The sequence below is a fragment of the Pseudomonas sp. XP2 genome, assembly GCF_053557975.1.
In genome coordinates this window covers 534,871-548,431 of the sequence record NZ_JBNRIK010000001.1, presented here as the reverse complement: position 1 = coordinate 548,431, position 13,561 = coordinate 534,871, and the positions used below count along the sequence as shown (strand labels likewise).

The 13,561-nt window shown below is 61.5% G+C and carries 20 protein-coding genes and 1 pseudogene; all 21 read right to left on the bottom strand.

What is annotated here, in order from left to right:
* Positions 1–480 carry a DUF1833 family protein gene (locus tag ACK1VC_RS02550; RefSeq protein WP_449117833.1) on the bottom strand — a complete coding sequence of 160 codons (480 nt, stop codon included), beginning with the start codon at positions 478–480 and terminating at the stop codon, positions 1–3.
* Entirely contained in the window at positions 477–935 is a 459-nt protein-coding gene (locus ACK1VC_RS02545) for a transposase (RefSeq protein ID WP_441211965.1), read from the bottom strand. The genes ACK1VC_RS02550 and ACK1VC_RS02545 overlap by 4 nt, the downstream gene beginning before the upstream one ends.
* 31 nt (positions 936–966) lie before the next feature.
* A complete protein-coding gene (locus ACK1VC_RS02540; RefSeq protein WP_449117832.1) occupies positions 967–1,113 on the bottom strand; it encodes a hypothetical protein in 147 nt (48 codons plus the stop codon).
* A gap of 12 nt (positions 1,114–1,125) precedes the next feature.
* The gene (locus tag ACK1VC_RS02535; RefSeq protein WP_449117831.1) at positions 1,126–3,681 is read right to left on the bottom strand and encodes a phage tail tape measure protein; all 2,556 of its coding nucleotides are present in this window, start codon (positions 3,679–3,681) and stop codon (positions 1,126–1,128) included.
* Positions 3,682–3,716: 35 nt separating this feature from the next.
* The gene (locus tag ACK1VC_RS02530) at positions 3,717–3,923 is read right to left on the bottom strand and encodes a phage tail assembly protein T (protein WP_425356069.1); all 207 of its coding nucleotides are present in this window, start codon (positions 3,921–3,923) and stop codon (positions 3,717–3,719) included.
* Positions 3,924–3,976: 53 nt separating this feature from the next.
* Complete coding sequence (locus ACK1VC_RS02525) at positions 3,977–4,393, bottom strand: phage tail assembly chaperone family protein, TAC (protein WP_441211968.1); 417 nt, start codon at positions 4,391–4,393, stop codon at positions 3,977–3,979.
* An 8-nt stretch (positions 4,394–4,401) separates the two neighbouring features.
* Positions 4,402–4,674 carry a phage tail tube protein gene (locus ACK1VC_RS02520; RefSeq protein WP_258036314.1) on the bottom strand — a complete coding sequence of 91 codons (273 nt, stop codon included), beginning with the start codon at positions 4,672–4,674 and terminating at the stop codon, positions 4,402–4,404.
* A 159-nt stretch (positions 4,675–4,833) separates the two neighbouring features.
* Positions 4,834–5,136, bottom strand: a pseudogene (locus ACK1VC_RS02515) (phage tail tube protein); the annotation flags it as partial.
* 65 nt (positions 5,137–5,201) lie between these two features.
* The gene (locus ACK1VC_RS02510) at positions 5,202–5,570 is read right to left on the bottom strand and encodes a DUF3168 domain-containing protein (protein ID WP_449117830.1); all 369 of its coding nucleotides are present in this window, start codon (positions 5,568–5,570) and stop codon (positions 5,202–5,204) included.
* The gene (locus tag ACK1VC_RS02505) at positions 5,567–6,052 is read right to left on the bottom strand and encodes an HK97-gp10 family putative phage morphogenesis protein (RefSeq protein WP_449117829.1); all 486 of its coding nucleotides are present in this window, start codon (positions 6,050–6,052) and stop codon (positions 5,567–5,569) included. Before ACK1VC_RS02505 ends, ACK1VC_RS02510 begins: the two co-directional genes overlap by 4 nt.
* Positions 6,045–6,386: a phage head closure protein gene (locus tag ACK1VC_RS02500; protein WP_449117828.1), complete on the bottom strand. Its 342-nt coding sequence runs from the start codon at positions 6,384–6,386 to the stop codon at positions 6,045–6,047. The genes ACK1VC_RS02505 and ACK1VC_RS02500 overlap by 8 nt, the downstream gene beginning before the upstream one ends.
* Entirely contained in the window at positions 6,386–6,862 is a 477-nt protein-coding gene (locus ACK1VC_RS02495; RefSeq protein ID WP_449117827.1) for a head-tail connector protein, read from the bottom strand. The genes ACK1VC_RS02500 and ACK1VC_RS02495 overlap by 1 nt, the downstream gene beginning before the upstream one ends.
* A 3-nt stretch (positions 6,863–6,865) precedes the next feature.
* Positions 6,866–7,090, bottom strand: coding sequence for a hypothetical protein (locus ACK1VC_RS02490; protein ID WP_449117826.1), 225 nt, complete (start codon positions 7,088–7,090; stop codon positions 6,866–6,868).
* Between the two features lie 41 nt (positions 7,091–7,131).
* On the bottom strand, positions 7,132–8,388 hold the full coding sequence (locus tag ACK1VC_RS02485; protein WP_449117825.1) for a phage major capsid protein: 1,257 nt from the start codon (positions 8,386–8,388) through the stop codon (positions 7,132–7,134).
* 9 nt (positions 8,389–8,397) lie between these two features.
* Positions 8,398–9,099, bottom strand: coding sequence for an HK97 family phage prohead protease (locus ACK1VC_RS02480; protein WP_449117824.1), 702 nt, complete (start codon positions 9,097–9,099; stop codon positions 8,398–8,400).
* Positions 9,096–10,430 (bottom strand): phage portal protein, encoded by a 1,335-nt coding sequence (locus ACK1VC_RS02475; protein WP_024718005.1) that lies wholly within the window; start codon positions 10,428–10,430, stop codon positions 9,096–9,098. The genes ACK1VC_RS02480 and ACK1VC_RS02475 overlap by 4 nt, the downstream gene beginning before the upstream one ends.
* On the bottom strand, positions 10,423–10,587 hold the full coding sequence (locus ACK1VC_RS02470) for a hypothetical protein (RefSeq protein ID WP_010952648.1): 165 nt from the start codon (positions 10,585–10,587) through the stop codon (positions 10,423–10,425). The genes ACK1VC_RS02475 and ACK1VC_RS02470 overlap by 8 nt, the downstream gene beginning before the upstream one ends.
* Positions 10,588–10,598: 11 nt before the next feature.
* The gene (locus ACK1VC_RS02465) at positions 10,599–12,308 is read right to left on the bottom strand and encodes a terminase large subunit (RefSeq protein ID WP_080683642.1); all 1,710 of its coding nucleotides are present in this window, start codon (positions 12,306–12,308) and stop codon (positions 10,599–10,601) included.
* Complete coding sequence (locus tag ACK1VC_RS02460) at positions 12,308–12,691, bottom strand: phage terminase small subunit (RefSeq protein ID WP_010952646.1); 384 nt, start codon at positions 12,689–12,691, stop codon at positions 12,308–12,310. Before ACK1VC_RS02460 ends, ACK1VC_RS02465 begins: the two co-directional genes overlap by 1 nt.
* A 143-nt stretch (positions 12,692–12,834) precedes the next feature.
* Positions 12,835–13,209, bottom strand: coding sequence for an HNH endonuclease (locus tag ACK1VC_RS02455; protein ID WP_024718003.1), 375 nt, complete (start codon positions 13,207–13,209; stop codon positions 12,835–12,837).
* A complete protein-coding gene (locus ACK1VC_RS02450) occupies positions 13,200–13,556 on the bottom strand; it encodes a hypothetical protein (protein ID WP_033735144.1) in 357 nt (118 codons plus the stop codon). The genes ACK1VC_RS02455 and ACK1VC_RS02450 overlap by 10 nt, the downstream gene beginning before the upstream one ends.
* Between the last annotated feature and the right edge of the window lie 5 nt (positions 13,557–13,561).

Here is a 13,561-nt window from a genome sequence, read left to right as displayed (position 1 = left end):
TCAGATGTACTTCAGGCCAGGTGCCAGAGAGGTGGTCAGCACGGTGCGCAGACCGTTGGTGTTGAGCAGGTCGAAGAAGCCGGCAGTGAGCTTGGCCACGTCGTCCTCATACTCCCGGCTGAGCAGCGTCATGCGGTACCGCTCCTGCGGGAAGGACAGGTCCTCGGCCAGGTAGCGCCGGAAGGTGATGATGAAGCGCTTGTCGGCAGCCTTGGCCGCCTCCACCACCTCCTGCACCTCGCCTGTGACGTTGTCCAAGCCAAGCACCAGGTTCTGGAACGCGCTGTTGTCGTTCCTGGGCAGGGCCAAGTCCATGGCCATCGCGACAAAGGTCAGCGTGCGGCCGTCCTCGGTGGTGCACACCCGGTCTTCCCAGCCAGAGCAGTAGAGGTGGGAGACAGTGCCACCCTCCTCCCGCGCCTCGATGGTATCCACCAGCTCGCCTCTGCCCGAGGCGTAACACTCCTCGATCAGGCTCATGCTTCTGGCCACTCCCTGTTGATTGCCAAGTCGATGATTTCCATACCAAACCAGAGTTCAGGGAAATGCTCCCATCCATCTGGAATCAATGGCTTTCTGCGTAGCATTAGTCGGAACGTGTACCGCCAGAATGACAATTGAACCAGCTTCGGACCTTCGTAGATTCGAGCAAATTGGACCTCGTACATCTGCACCACATCGTCGATCTTCAGGGGACAGTTGAACCACTCGGTGCCCTCTTTCAAGATCCGGCTGTACCATGCCTCAAAAAAAGCCTTCTGCTTCCCGTTGAAAATCAATGTGGCGTCGACATACAGCGGCACATAGCTATGTCTGATGCGAGTCCTGACCCGCCCAGTAACCATCGGCGTGCGTGAAACAGGATCCTGGGTATCAAGCCCATAACCGTCTTGCAGCGGTGTCGGCAGTTGCTTGGGGTAATCAATGACGGCCATTCCTCAACCCCTGTATCCGTTGTGGCTGGTATTAAGTAAATGGGCTGAGGCCGAGCGCTTCCTCAATTCTGGAAAACCGGCGCTGAATGGCTTGCTCTTTCTCATCGGCTGGCTCCGGAATAGGATGATCTGCACCCTCCTCAAGACCTTGTTCGGGCTGGGTCTCTACTTCGCTCATAAAAACCTCTGCTTAACTCGCACTTCGCTTCAGGCCGTAGGCAGCTTCGAGTGCTTGCGCGCGCTCGCCGCCCCCCCAAATATCGGAAACAAAAACGTCTGCCTCCTCTTGCCCATCAGGATTCGTTCTTCGCTCCACCGTGCCGGCTTTGCTCCGGTCACCGATGATGTTTACGACAGTCCCGCCACCGCTCTGCTTGGATCGAACATCTTCCAAGGTGCGATCCAACTTTGCGCTGGTCTCAGCAGTGGTCACCCGCTCGCCCTTCTGAAGGAACCAGGTGCCATCCTCTGGGATGGAATCGATACCGTCGTGCGCCATGCCGGCCAGCGCAGCGCTGGCCACGCCCGCGACCATCGGCGCTGTAGCCGCTGCGGCCGCAAATGCGGCGCCAGGCGCAAGCGCCGGGCCGACAATTGGGATGGCCGCAGTGCTTGCGAACGCAGCCAGCTGAGCCTGGAAAGACGTGGCCTGAGCGTTCGCGATCAAGGTGGGTACGGCGCTGGCCTGCGTTGCTTTGCCCACCACCAGCTGAACCGCTTGATAAACCAGCCACTCGGCGGCCATTTGCGCCAAGGCATTGATAATGCTCTTGGCCATGGTCGAAGCGACATTGACGAAAGCGTCACCCAGGCTCTGCGACTCCAAGATCATCGAGGCTATGCCGTCGCCAACCGAACTGGTCATGCTGTCCAGAGTGCTGGCCGTGAAATCAGCAGCTTGCTGCTGGTAATCTACCGCGGCATCTCGGTAGTTCTCCCAAGCAGATGAGACACCGTCCAGCCAGTTGTTCTGCGCCTCGTCTTGCCGAGCGTAATAGTCTTGCTGGATCTCCATGCGCTCTTCAAGCGCTTGGCGCAGCAGTTCGGTTTCCTGCTTGTATAGCTCCTCGCTGATATCGCCGCCGTTGTACTGCTTCTGCAGATCCGCCAGCTGGCTCTGGTAATCCTGCTGGATAGCCAGGTCAGCCTTCAGCCGCTCCTTCAGCTTGTCACCGCTCCCCGCGCCCGCTAACTCCAGGTCGAACCCTGCACGGGCGGTCCTGTTCGCTTGAGACAGCGTATCGGCGAAGGCCTGGGCCTTCGCTGCGTCCTCGTTCGCCTTCTTTAGCTGCTGCAATCGGTCAAGCTCAGCCGCCAAACCGTTCAGGCGCTCCTGCTGCTTGGCGTTGATCCCGACCAGCTTCCCAGATTCGATTTCGAACTGCAGCTTTGCCACCTCAGTGGCGTTTTTCCGGGCGTCAGTACTGGTATTGATCAGCGTAATCTGCCGCTTCAGGTTCTCCTCAGCGGTCTCGAAGGACTGATTCAGCTTCGTGGCTGCTGCTTCAGCCGCCTTCTGAGCTGCCTTCTGCTCGTCCGTTTGGCCGACGAAGCCGGCGCCCTGCCCACCAGGTGGAACGATCTTGGGAAGCTCGGAGGCAGCCTTGCGGGCTTCCTTCACATAGGCGCGGATCGTGTCGCCAGACCAAGGCTTGTTGAACGCCTCAGCAACCTCCTCCATGACGGTGCTGGCTGTTCGAGCATGGTCAATGGCATCCGCTGTCAGTTTGTCAGCGTTGGCCTTGAAGTCCTTCGACATGTCGCCGAAGGTCACGGCACCGAGCAAAGTGTTGGCCGTTGCGCCGATGCTCTGCAGATAGGCCATGGTGGTGGAGAACCCACTCACAATACCGGCGGCCACCACCTTGAAGGTCCGCCCGATGCCGTCAGCCAAGCTGGCGGTAACGGCGGTCACCTCAATGAAATCGTTGGCGAATTCGCCAACAACTTTCCGAAGCCCGCCGGCCTCCTTCGTGGTGCCGGCAAGGTCTTTTGCAAGTTGGGCCAGTACCGGCATGAACTCGGCCGCCAGGGCTGTCTTCGCAGAATTGGCGTACTGGCCGATGACCGTAAGCTCTGTGCTGAATTGCTGAGCAGCGCCGATGGTCTGCTCGTCCATGATCATGCCGGCCTGCTGCGCGGCATCCCCGTACTCCTTGAACTTCTTGCCCCCATCAGCCAGGAGCGGCACCAAAGCCGTTGCTTCGTCGGCGATCGCCTCCATGAAGAAGGTCATTTGAGCCTGGCTCACGTTCGCCTTCTGCAGGCTGGTCACATACAGCTGCAGCGCGTCGGCGCTGTTCAGGTTGCGGAACTGCTCAGCGGTCACGCCTACCTTTGGCGCGACGGTCTCGAAGAAGTTCTTGAGCTCGCCGCCACCAGTAGCCAGAAAGTCGCCGATCTTGTCGTTGGTGTCCTTGAAGATGTCAGACAGCTTGTCCTGCTCTACTCCGACTGAAGCAGCGCCGGCAGCGTAACGCTGGAACTCGGTGGTGGTGAGGCCTGCCAGGTTCGAAAGGTTGGTGATTTCCTTCGCCGCCATGGCCGAACTGGTGACCAGGCCAGCGACAATGGCCGGCACCGCGGCAAAGGCGGTACCGATGCCTTTGCCGAGGTTCTCAGCCGACTTCTTGATCTCAGCCATGCGCTTTTGCGATTCACGGCTGGCCTGGTCAAGCGGCCCTGTGAAACCGCCAATCTTGGCGATCAAGTCCAGGGTCAGCGTACCCAGCGATTTACTTGCCATGCCTTTCTCCTGCTGATCGCTGGCTCAGAGTTCGACTACGCCCATGTCTTCATGGCCTCCTCGAGCGTCAGCGCAGGCGCGGACTCGTGAGGCATAAAGTCGTAAACGGTGTAGCCGCCGTCCTTTGTGTGGGTGTTCGCGTAAAGCGTGGCCAACAGAGCCGTGCCACGCTCGAAGCGCATTCCCAAGTGCAGGGAGCCGCGGCGGCTGCGGTACTTCATCCATGAGCGAAACTCGTGGATGCTGATCCGCTCTTTCGCCTCGGCGATGGTCCTGCCCCCGACGCCACAGAGGACTAACTCGTGCCAGAACTCGTCGAGGTCGCTGAGTTCGGTGTCTTTCCCATGTTGGTCACCTCATTGATCGCCACCATCAGAGCGACAGTGAGATTGCCGTCCAAGGCGCCCAGGCGCTTGGTGCTATCTGGATCCTTGGCGAGCTCCACCGGATCAAGCGGCCCATGGGTGATGTCCAGCACGGTGAAGACAGTGTTGCCTTCCTCGTCGCAGATGGCCGCGGCGATGCGGCCGGCAATGTTGTCTTGCTTGCCGCCAGCCGCCAGAACATCGCTCACCGCTGCCTGGTAGCCCAACGGACGCACATACACCGTCGCGGTAAAGGTCTCGTCGCCTTGCCGCCAAGTGATTTCCTTTGCCACGGGCCGGCCAGTGAACGAGCCGGTTTTCTTCAACGAATCGAGCGTCAGCTTCATCACTTGCCTCAGGCGTTAGTGGTTTTACGGATCCAGGCAGAGCCGCCCGAACGTTGAATGGTCGCCGCGGTGGTAACCGCCGCGTTGGCCGCGAAGTCGAACGGGAAGTCGGAGACGTAGCCGTCGAACAGGAACCAGGTGCGGGTCGGGGGCAGGACGAAATCATCTGCATCGCCCAGGACTGCGGAGGCCGCCGCGCCGGAACCTGCACCACCGGTCAGGGTGATGCTCGGCGCGCTGGTGTAGCCGGAACCGGCATTGGTGATGTTGAAGCCGACCACCTTGCCATCCTCGATAATCGCGGTTGCTGCGGCGCCAGTGCCTCCACCCCCCGAGAACGCGACGGTCGGGGCCGAGGTGTAGCCAGTACCGCCATTCGTCAACTCGATCGCAGCCAGCGCGCCGGCAACGCCTACGGTCGGTGCAATGTCGGTGCCGTCCGACCAACCTACAACCCAGCGGATGCTCTCGATCGAATCATCCTCCGAGATTTGGTGGAGGCGCACGTGAGAGGCGTTACGCGGGTCGACGTTCAGGGTCAGTGAAGCCTGGCCAGGGGTTCGCAGACCGCGCAGGTACTTGCGAACACGGTCGCTGAGGCAGGTAACCTCGACTTGGTCAGCAGGGTTACCGCCCGGGTTGAAAGCGGTCGCGCACTCCACTTCCATGACTTCAAACTGGGATGGGTTACCTAACTTGGGCGCCAGGGCATAGATCTGGGTGCCTTGAGCGAGAATCGCCATGGGTCTCTCCAATTGCGGGCAAAAGAAAACCCGCACTGGGCGGGCTATTGGGGTTTGTTGCAGCTCTACCGCGGGACCATCCAGTCCACGTCGAAGCTGGCTCGGTAGTTCTTGGTAGCGGGGTCGCGAGTTTCGCCCCCCCAGCGGGTGACGTAGGCGCGCAATTCAATTGCATCGCGAATCGCATCGCGCACCTGACGCACTGACTTGCTAGTGGTGCCATACGCGTCGACTTGCAGCGTGAAGCCATCGGCATCAGGGCGGCCGGCCAGGTAGTTCTCTGGGCTGCCATTCACCAGCTGCCATACCGCATAGGGCTTGGCCACGCTTTCGGGCGCCTCGCCGAATGGGTACATGCGCAGGTCAACGCCACTGCCGAGCAGCGCCGTGACGCCGGGATCTGCTGCGCAAACGAGTTCAATGGGTGGTGTCATGAGAATGCCGCCTTCTTCGCAGCGCGCCGGATGGCGCGGTCGATTGCTTTCTCGTACTCGGTGACGAAGGTACTGGTGACTTCGCTGATGCTGTTGGCGAGGGCTGGTCGCATGAACGGAGCCGCGGCCATCTTCTCAGTACCGAACTCGATCAGGCGCCAGTGAGGCGTCGGCGAGTTAGGACTGAGGTCACCGCCATCCTTGAGCACGGCGCCGTGCAGCACGCCGATGCGAAAGCCCAGGTCGCCTGTCTGCTTGAAAAGCTTGCCGTTCCAGCGCAAGGCGATGTTGTCTGCGATTGAGCGGCCAGTGGCCTTGTCATCGATGCGCTCGGCGCCTTCCTTGGCCTTCTGCACCACGACCTGGGCAGCCTTTCGAAGTGCAGCCCGGCCACCCTTGCGCCGAACGTCATAGCTGACCGACTCCAGCTTCCCGAGCAGGGTATCCAGGCCGGTGATGCTGAACTCGACCCCATCAGCCATCCCTCACCCCCTTCTCGACCAACATCGTCAGGTAGTCGAGGCCAGAATTAGCGTCGCCCAGCGGCGGGCCAACGATGCTATACACCTCACCCCGGTACAGGATGCGCATGGTGGGTAGGACGCCAGGCCGGTATCGGATAACCATCCGACTCGTGGCCTGCGCCTGGCCGGCCTGGGCGGCAATGAAGTCTCTGGCCGACAGATCTTCGACCCTGGCTGGGCACTTCTCCCAGCGAGTGACCCATTCTGGCTCCCCGAACTCCAGGGTCACCGGGTCACGCACCGCTTTCAGCTCCTGAATGTCGATGCGGTGCCGGAGCTTGCCGGCCTGCATCACACACCCATCCGGATGCGATATGGCATCAGCAGGTGCTGCGACGCCACCGGAAGCTCGGTAGCGATGGTCCCGGTCACGACATCCTCGCGGTTGGCAAACAAATGGCCCAGCTTCAGCAGGCAGGCCGCCTGGATAGAAGGATTGAGCACTATGCCGTAGGCAATGGCGTCTGCCTGGTCATACGCATCGGCCAGAACCTGGCGGGCATGGTCGAGCAGTCGGCAGCGCAGAGCGTGGTCCTGCTCGGTCTCAGCTGCGGCGACCGCCGCGGCGTTCGCGTCCTTGGCTTGCTGCAGGGCGGCCGACACGCCGGCGCGGGATTCGTCGAGCGTCACCTGGTCGAGGTAGAAGCGGCGGTTGAGGAACTGCATGGCAGCCTCTTCCGCGGCATCAAGCTGCGCCTGGACCAGCACCTGGTCTTCAGGTTCAGCCAGCAGATGGTGCATGGCCAGGTCGATGGCGATCACGGACATGGATCACTCCTTGGGCTTGGTGGCCGCTCCCTTGCCGCCCTTGTTGACCGGCTCCGGCGCCTTCTTGTTCTCTGGTTCCTCGGCTTTCTTCACGTCGTACTCCTCGATCAGGCCGTTGCGCAGCAAGTCACGAGCACGCAGCTCGTCGACGGTAATTTCTCGGTTGCGCTTGACGTACTCGCCACCGTTGTTGAAACCCTTGATGGTTTTGACTTTGACGTCTGGCATGTGCGGTCACGCCCGGTTTCCCGAGCGCGCTCCTGAGCTGGTTACGGGGTGGCTTCGAATTCGCCGTGCACGAACGACTCGGGGCGATACACCGCCAGGGCCAGGCGCTCCTCGGCGCGGATGGTGACCATGTTGGTGCGGAAGTTGTCACCGTCCTCGGTGGATACCTCAACGGCGGCTTCCTCCCGGTCGAACACCTGAGCCGCGATGTTCATTGCGCCGACCAGGAACTCACCTTCTGGTACGGCATTGCTGTCCACCACCGGCAGCTTCCACAGGCGCTGGACGCCACCCTCTTGGACGTTCACCCAGATGTAGGAGCCGTTGGCGTCCTTGGTCAGCTCGATGTCGGCCCAGTCCACCGGGTTGAGGGCGATGGCCGAAGCGCGGTACTCCGCAACGCGCACCTGCAAGATCGCTCGACGCAGGGTGTCGATCTTGGTGTCGCCGGTCTTGCGCAGCGCCTCGTTGAAGGCGGTGGCCTGCGGGATCAGGCCCAGGAGGTTCTGCCCGGTGCCGTCGCCGGCCAGCAGCTGCTCCTCTTCCTTGTACTTCAGGCCGTAGATTGCACGGCCGTTGATATAGCTCTGCAGGAGCGGGATGTCCGACAGCACCTGCTTGGAAGCGCGGAACCAGTGGGCAATGGTGACCACGTTGGTGGTCTTCAAACCGAACGAGAGATCGGACTGAGCCTTGGCCGCACCCTCGCCCGCCTGAGACGCTGCCATGTTCTGGAAGCCAGCCTCCTGCACGAACTCGACTGCGTTCGAGCCAGTACGACCCGGCATGATCAGGTCGCGAATGGTGAACTCGCGCTCCGGGCCAACCACGATGCCAGGAACGCGGGTCGGCTGGATTGCCGCGCCGACGCCGCCGGTACCAGTGGTAGAGCTGGTGATGTTGGTAACGGCCTTCCGGCCGACTCGGACGATGCCGCGACCTCGAGTTTGCAGCGACTTGAAGTCGTCACACTCGGTCAGTTCCTCGCCCGCAGACTTGAAGTCGACCGGGTCATTGGCGGAGAAGCGACGAGCCATCTTCTGCTCAATCTCCTGCAGGCGATCCTGCAGGCCCAGGCCATCCTTCACCAGTCCATCGAGGATGGTTTTGGTTTCGGTCAGGATGGTGCCGTGCTCTTTGATCTCGGCAGCCGCCTTGGTGGCGAAAGCTTTGATCTCCTGATCGCGCTCGTCGAGAAGGTCGTTGACCGCTTTCAGCTGGATCTTGTCGTCGGCGTGCTCTTTGCGCTGGAACTGGCGACGTTCGGAGCGAGCCTGGTTGCTCATGGCGTTATGCATGGTGATTCCTCAAAACGAAGGGAGGGAAAGAGCCGGGCGCGACTTGAGCGCCTCAGCGATTTCAATTGCTGCCAGGTCGCCCTCGGACTCGCTCCGGAGCAGGTGCTGCAGGCCACGGTTGGCAATCACCGCGGACTGAGTCTTCGAGAAGCCTGCCTCGCGCAGGAGCAACTCAAATTCGGGCATCGATGGCAGGCCGCCATGGGCCAGCTTCGACTTGATGGTGTCGGTGCGCGCCTCGTCGTTGGCGGGCACGGTGACGATGGAGATCTCGATCAGGTCCAGCTTGGTCAGCGTTCGGATTCGGGTCTTCTCGTCGAACTTCGAATCGCGGACGTAATAGCCGATGGACAGGCCGGTGATCGATCGGGTCTGCATGCCTCGATAGGCGATCCGGGCGTACGGCGCATCAGCCAGCCAAAGCTCGCCGTCGCCGAACAGGCCGCGTTCGTCCTCCTTCAGGCTGCTGATATCCCAACTACCGATGGGCTCGCCGGTTCGGTGCTGCCAAAGGACCGGGAAGGTTCGCGACTTGGCCTTGGCTTCCTCGATCGACTCAAGGAAGGCGCCAGGCGCGACCACCTCGTTGTAGCTGTCGACCACGCCGAACACCGAGCCGTAGCCAGAAAAAAGGCCGTCGTCGCCGACAGCCTTCACGTCATAGTCGAAGGAGCGGTACTTGACCGCCGCCAGTCGATCCTTGTGTCTCATGGGGTATTACCTCTTGGCTGGTCGTTGAGCCAGTCGAGCAGCGCCGCCTTGGCCTGGTTGGCGCCGCCGGGGTCTTCGCCCAGCTTGTCGATCGGCAGCATGTTGGATTGCACGGTGAGCTTTGCCGCGTTGCCACCTTCAGGCGGCAGGTTCTCTTTGCGCCGGCAGTCGTCTCGGGTGTAGATCCCGTTCTGCGTCATCGAGCTGTAGAAGGCCGCCCGCGCCGCGCTATCCATGCGCAGCAGCCCTTCCGGGTTGAACTTCACGTAGAAGCGGCGGCGCTCATCCGGTCGCAGTAGGCGCCGGTTGGCGCACATTTCAATGCGCTTGATCCAGGGAAGCAGGGTGAACGATAGGAAGCCGATCATCTGCTGCTCCATGCCAGTGCCCCAGCTGGTGGAGTTCTGCGTATGCCCGACCATCCACGGCGGCACCCGGAACCAGCGGCAAATCTCCTCGACGTTGAACGCCCTGGTCTGCAGCATCTGGGCATCTTCCGGCGTCATGGAGACCTGTTGGTACTTCATGCCAGCCTCGAGGACCATGGTCTTGCCGTGGTTCGTGGCGCCGGAGAACTGCTTAATCATGTCCTCGCGGATATCCTTCCGCTGGTCCGGCTTGAGGATCTGGTCGGTGGACAGGACGCCGCCCAGCTTCATGCCGTTGGCAAACATCTTGGCCGCCGACTCATCAGCAGCCATGGCTGAGCCCAGCACCTGCCGCCCGTAGGCCAGCGGCGACAGGCCGCAAAGCGGGTCCATGCCGAAGGCTCGCACGTGCACCATCTGATCCTCGGTCAGCGTGTGAGGCTTGCCGAAGTTGTCGGTGTAGCGGTACTCGATGGAGCCGTCCGCCAGGCGCCGCGGCGGCGACATGTTCTGCGGCAGTAGAAATTCCAGGCTGGTCAGCGTCCGGCCGCTCTGGTGAGGCTCGCAGAAGGCGTTCCCCTGGAGCAGCAGGCTCGCCATGACGTTCTCCCAGAACTCCACGGGGGTTTGGTCGGCGTTCGGCTGCTGGCTGATGACGAAATTGACCGGGTGAGAGCTGGCCACCACCGGCGCGCCGTTCTTGTCCTCGTACAAGGCAATCGGCAGCGTTGCGATGGTCTCAGCGATCAGCCGCACGCAAGCCCACACCGTCGAGAGCTGGAGCGCCGTCTGCTGGCTGACCACCTTCCCCGATGCCGAGTCGGTACCGTAGAAGGTGTTCCAGAACGCGGCGTCGGTCAGGCCAATCTTGCGGCCAGCCCAGCCGGCTAGGCTCGATGCCACTCCCGGCTCGGCCGACTTCACCAAGGCCTGGCCGAGGATCTGCGTGAGTGATTTAGCCACCGATCAGCCCCTTGCGAATGAAGCCCGCGGCGACCAGTAGCGAACCGGCAGCGGCCAGCAGCGCGTAACCCAGGCCGGCCAGCACGTATACACCAGCAACGCCCAGCAGCAAGCCGCCGGCGGCAAGCACCAGAAAGATGATCAGGCCAGTTTTCATAGGGTGTCCCGTTAGCCAACCACGATCGGGCTGGCAAGAAAGTCATCGAAGTGGCCGGAGTCGTCGATGCCGAGCTTGATGGCCACGGCGCAGCCGGTGATCAAACTCACCATGCCGTCGATCTTGTTCTCCGGGCGCTCCTTGTTGGGGTAGATGTTGTCCTTCACGTCCAGCTTCGCCACGACGTTCGAGGCCATCCAGGTCAGCACCGGGCAGTCACCGTGAGCCAGCTTCCGCTGCAGAACCAGGGCTTCAACCTCTTTCATGGGCTCGCTCAGGTTCTGCACCGTCTGACGCAGCTCTACCATCGGCAATCCCTCGGCGTCCATTTCCTGGGCTAGCTGCGTTGCCTGCCAAGGGTCGTAGGCGTAGGCCCGGATATCGAAGCGACCGGCAAACTCGCGCATGTCCTCCTTGATGACTTCGAAGTCGGTGACCTCGCCGTCTGTCAGGGTCAGCAGGCCGAGAGCATCGAACTCGCGGTACCGCGCGGTATTGCTGTCCAGCTCCTCGAGCACTCGCGCTTCGGGCAGATAGTACCTGGCATGGATATGCCAGAATGGGTCGTCGCCATGAGGCGGGAAGATCAGAAGGTTCGCAGCAATGTCAATCTTGCTCGCCAGGTCGAGACTGCCGTAGCAAGGGCGGCCCTCCAGTTCTGCGAGGCTCTTCCTGGCCGGAGCCTCTTTCCAGCGCAGCATGTTGAGCCAGGCATTCTTGGCGCCTACCCACTCGTTCAGGTGTTTGGTGCGGAAGGTGGCCTGCTTGGTTGCCGACTGCATCGCGTCACGCTGGCGAGCCAGCAGGAAATCCTCGCCGACTGAAATGCCGAAGTTCGGATTCGCCTTGCGTAGCGCGATCTCGCTGGTCCAGTCGTCGCCATGGTCGATGGTGTAGAGGGCCGGCCATAGATCCGGACGCTCAATGACACCTTCCAGCATCCGCTCGGAGTCGCGGATCAGCTGGTGGCAAGGCCCGCCGATGCTGGAGCCTGCCGTGGTAATGACCAGCATGATGGGCTGCTCCCGAGCGCCCATGCCGGTTTCCATGGTGTCGTAGAGCGTCGAATCTTGGTGTTCGTGGTACTCGTCCACCACCGAGCAGGACGGTGAAGAACCGTCGCCTGGTTTGCCAATGACCGGCTCAAAGCGGGACCCGTCGGCCAGGACGACCATGTTGGAAGCATTCACGTCGACGCCGTAGTGCTCTCGCAGGTCGTCAGTCCGTTCAACCATCAGTTTCGCCGGCCTGAACACTTCCCAGGCCTGCTTCTCCGTGGTCGCGCCTGAGTAGACCTCGGCACCGAACTCTCCGTCGGCAACGAACATGTAGAGGCCAACACCGCCGCCGATGATGGACTTGCCGTTCTTTCTGGGTACGAACACCAGGATCGTCCGGTAACGCCGGGTGCCATCCTTCTTGCGAACCCAGCCGAACGGCACGCAAACCGAGAAAAGTTGCCAGGGCTCCAGCTTGATCAGCTGCTTCTTGCCACCCCATTTACCCTTGGTGTGCGGCAGAAGCTGCAGGAACTTGGCGACTTTCTCCGCCTTGGCTGGATCGAATTTGTACGGAAAGTCCTTGCGCTTGGAGGCAGCCAGGTCGTCGAGGTGACGCTGGGCCAGCAGTTGGATCCATTTGCAGACGAGGATCTTCCCGGCGACGACATCCTTGCCGTACTTTTCGGCCGCCTTCATCAGCGGAAATTTCACCTTGGCCATTACAGCTCCGCGAATGCATTGCCCTTCGGCGCGTCTTTTTTACCCCCGCCCACCTTCGACCGGTCAGCCGGCGTCATGCCGAACTTGCCGAGCATGGCTTCCAGGCGCACTAGCTTGGCGGCAGGGAAATCGAGGGGGTCGTTGCGGAACTGGGCCAGTAGGTTGGCGGCCAGTTCCAGGCTGAGTCGGTCGGAGTTGGTCAACACGTCCCGCGGGGCGTACTTTGCAATCTCCTTCCAGGCGTGGAGCACTGCTCCATTGATGTGAGCCGGCGGTGCGGTCAGCTCACCCACCGGTTCGGCATCCTCACGGCGACGCTGGGGGTCTTTCTTGAACGCACCGGTCAGCTCAAGCACGTTCGTCGGCTTGCGCGGTCGGGCCATTTTGAAAACCTGAATTTTGCGGAAGTGGAAAAAAAGCTGAGGGCGCGGTGTCCGAGCTAAAAGGCCCAGACTTTGAGGGTGCCCCACCCCCTCAGGGCGTTTTTTGCCCTAAAAACGCGCAGAAATCGGGGTTTTGACGTGTTTCAGCCGCCACGTACACCCCCTATTGACTCTCGCTGGGTCTTCACCTTGTGGCAGTCGTGGTTGATGGCCCTGAGGTTGCTGTCATCGTCCGTGCCGCCGTGGGCCAGCGCGACGATGTGGTCAACTTCATCTGCCTCGCGAATCCTTTCCAGCCTGGTGCAGTCGTCGCACCGGCACAGGTACTGATCACGCTTGAGGATGCGGTCACGCAGCCGACGCCATGGCCGGCCGCCACGACCTGAGCCCTTGCGTGTAGCCCAGGCCTTAGCCTGCTCTGCCGCCACCTTTGCATGGCTGTCGCAGTAGCCATTGGCATTGCGGTGCAGGGACCGACAACCCTGGGCTCTGCATGGGCGCTGTGGCCTCAGCGGCATGGCGTGCCATCCAGGTAGGTGCCTGGCTCAGCGTCCGGATCAACATCGTCGTCGTCCGCCAGCGCCTCAATCAGCGCCAGGTTCTGGGTTGCGATCTGCTCCAGAAGCGCGGTCTGCTTCTGCTGCTCAGCCAGTAGGTCGCTGACGCTTGGTTGCAGCTGGGCGGTGATGCCCGCCTCAAGCACGATCAGCTCACACTTGAGTCGATCAGCTGTCCCTGCCAGGTGTTGAGTCAGTCGCTCGCGAACCTCGGCCTTGATCGGGAACGGAACGCTGATCACCAGCAGGTCGCCCTTCTTCGGGCTCAGCTTCTCGATTTGTTGCGAATAGGTTTGCTGCTCGCTCATACGCC

Bases quoted from the DNA above. Each gene is read 5' to 3' on its own strand.
- ACK1VC_RS02550 (WP_449117833.1), bottom strand. From the start codon at position 480: ATGAGCCTGATCGAGGAGTGTTACGCCTCGGGCAGAGGCGAGCTGGTG.
- ACK1VC_RS02545 (WP_441211965.1), bottom strand. From the start codon at position 935: ATGGCCGTCATTGATTACCCCAAGCAACTGCCGACACCGCTGCAAGAC.
- ACK1VC_RS02540 (WP_449117832.1), bottom strand. From the start codon at position 1,113: ATGAGCGAAGTAGAGACCCAGCCCGAACAAGGTCTTGAGGAGGGTGCA.
- ACK1VC_RS02535 (WP_449117831.1), bottom strand. From the start codon at position 3,681: ATGGCAAGTAAATCGCTGGGTACGCTGACCCTGGACTTGATCGCCAAG.
- ACK1VC_RS02525 (WP_441211968.1), bottom strand. From the start codon at position 4,393: ATGAAGCTGACGCTCGATTCGTTGAAGAAAACCGGCTCGTTCACTGGC.
- ACK1VC_RS02510 (WP_449117830.1), bottom strand. From the start codon at position 5,570: ATGACACCACCCATTGAACTCGTTTGCGCAGCAGATCCCGGCGTCACG.
- ACK1VC_RS02505 (WP_449117829.1), bottom strand. From the start codon at position 6,052: ATGGCTGATGGGGTCGAGTTCAGCATCACCGGCCTGGATACCCTGCTC.
- ACK1VC_RS02500 (WP_449117828.1), bottom strand. From the start codon at position 6,386: ATGCAGGCCGGCAAGCTCCGGCACCGCATCGACATTCAGGAGCTGAAA.
- ACK1VC_RS02495 (WP_449117827.1), bottom strand. From the start codon at position 6,862: ATGTCCGTGATCGCCATCGACCTGGCCATGCACCATCTGCTGGCTGAA.
- ACK1VC_RS02490 (WP_449117826.1), bottom strand. From the start codon at position 7,090: ATGCCAGACGTCAAAGTCAAAACCATCAAGGGTTTCAACAACGGTGGC.
- ACK1VC_RS02485 (WP_449117825.1), bottom strand. From the start codon at position 8,388: ATGCATAACGCCATGAGCAACCAGGCTCGCTCCGAACGTCGCCAGTTC.
- ACK1VC_RS02480 (WP_449117824.1), bottom strand. From the start codon at position 9,099: ATGAGACACAAGGATCGACTGGCGGCGGTCAAGTACCGCTCCTTCGAC.
- ACK1VC_RS02470 (WP_010952648.1), bottom strand. From the start codon at position 10,587: ATGAAAACTGGCCTGATCATCTTTCTGGTGCTTGCCGCCGGCGGCTTG.
- ACK1VC_RS02465 (WP_080683642.1), bottom strand. From the start codon at position 12,308: ATGGCCAAGGTGAAATTTCCGCTGATGAAGGCGGCCGAAAAGTACGGC.
- ACK1VC_RS02460 (WP_010952646.1), bottom strand. From the start codon at position 12,691: ATGGCCCGACCGCGCAAGCCGACGAACGTGCTTGAGCTGACCGGTGCG.
- ACK1VC_RS02455 (WP_024718003.1), bottom strand. From the start codon at position 13,209: ATGCCGCTGAGGCCACAGCGCCCATGCAGAGCCCAGGGTTGTCGGTCC.
- ACK1VC_RS02450 (WP_033735144.1), bottom strand. From the start codon at position 13,556: ATGAGCGAGCAGCAAACCTATTCGCAACAAATCGAGAAGCTGAGCCCG.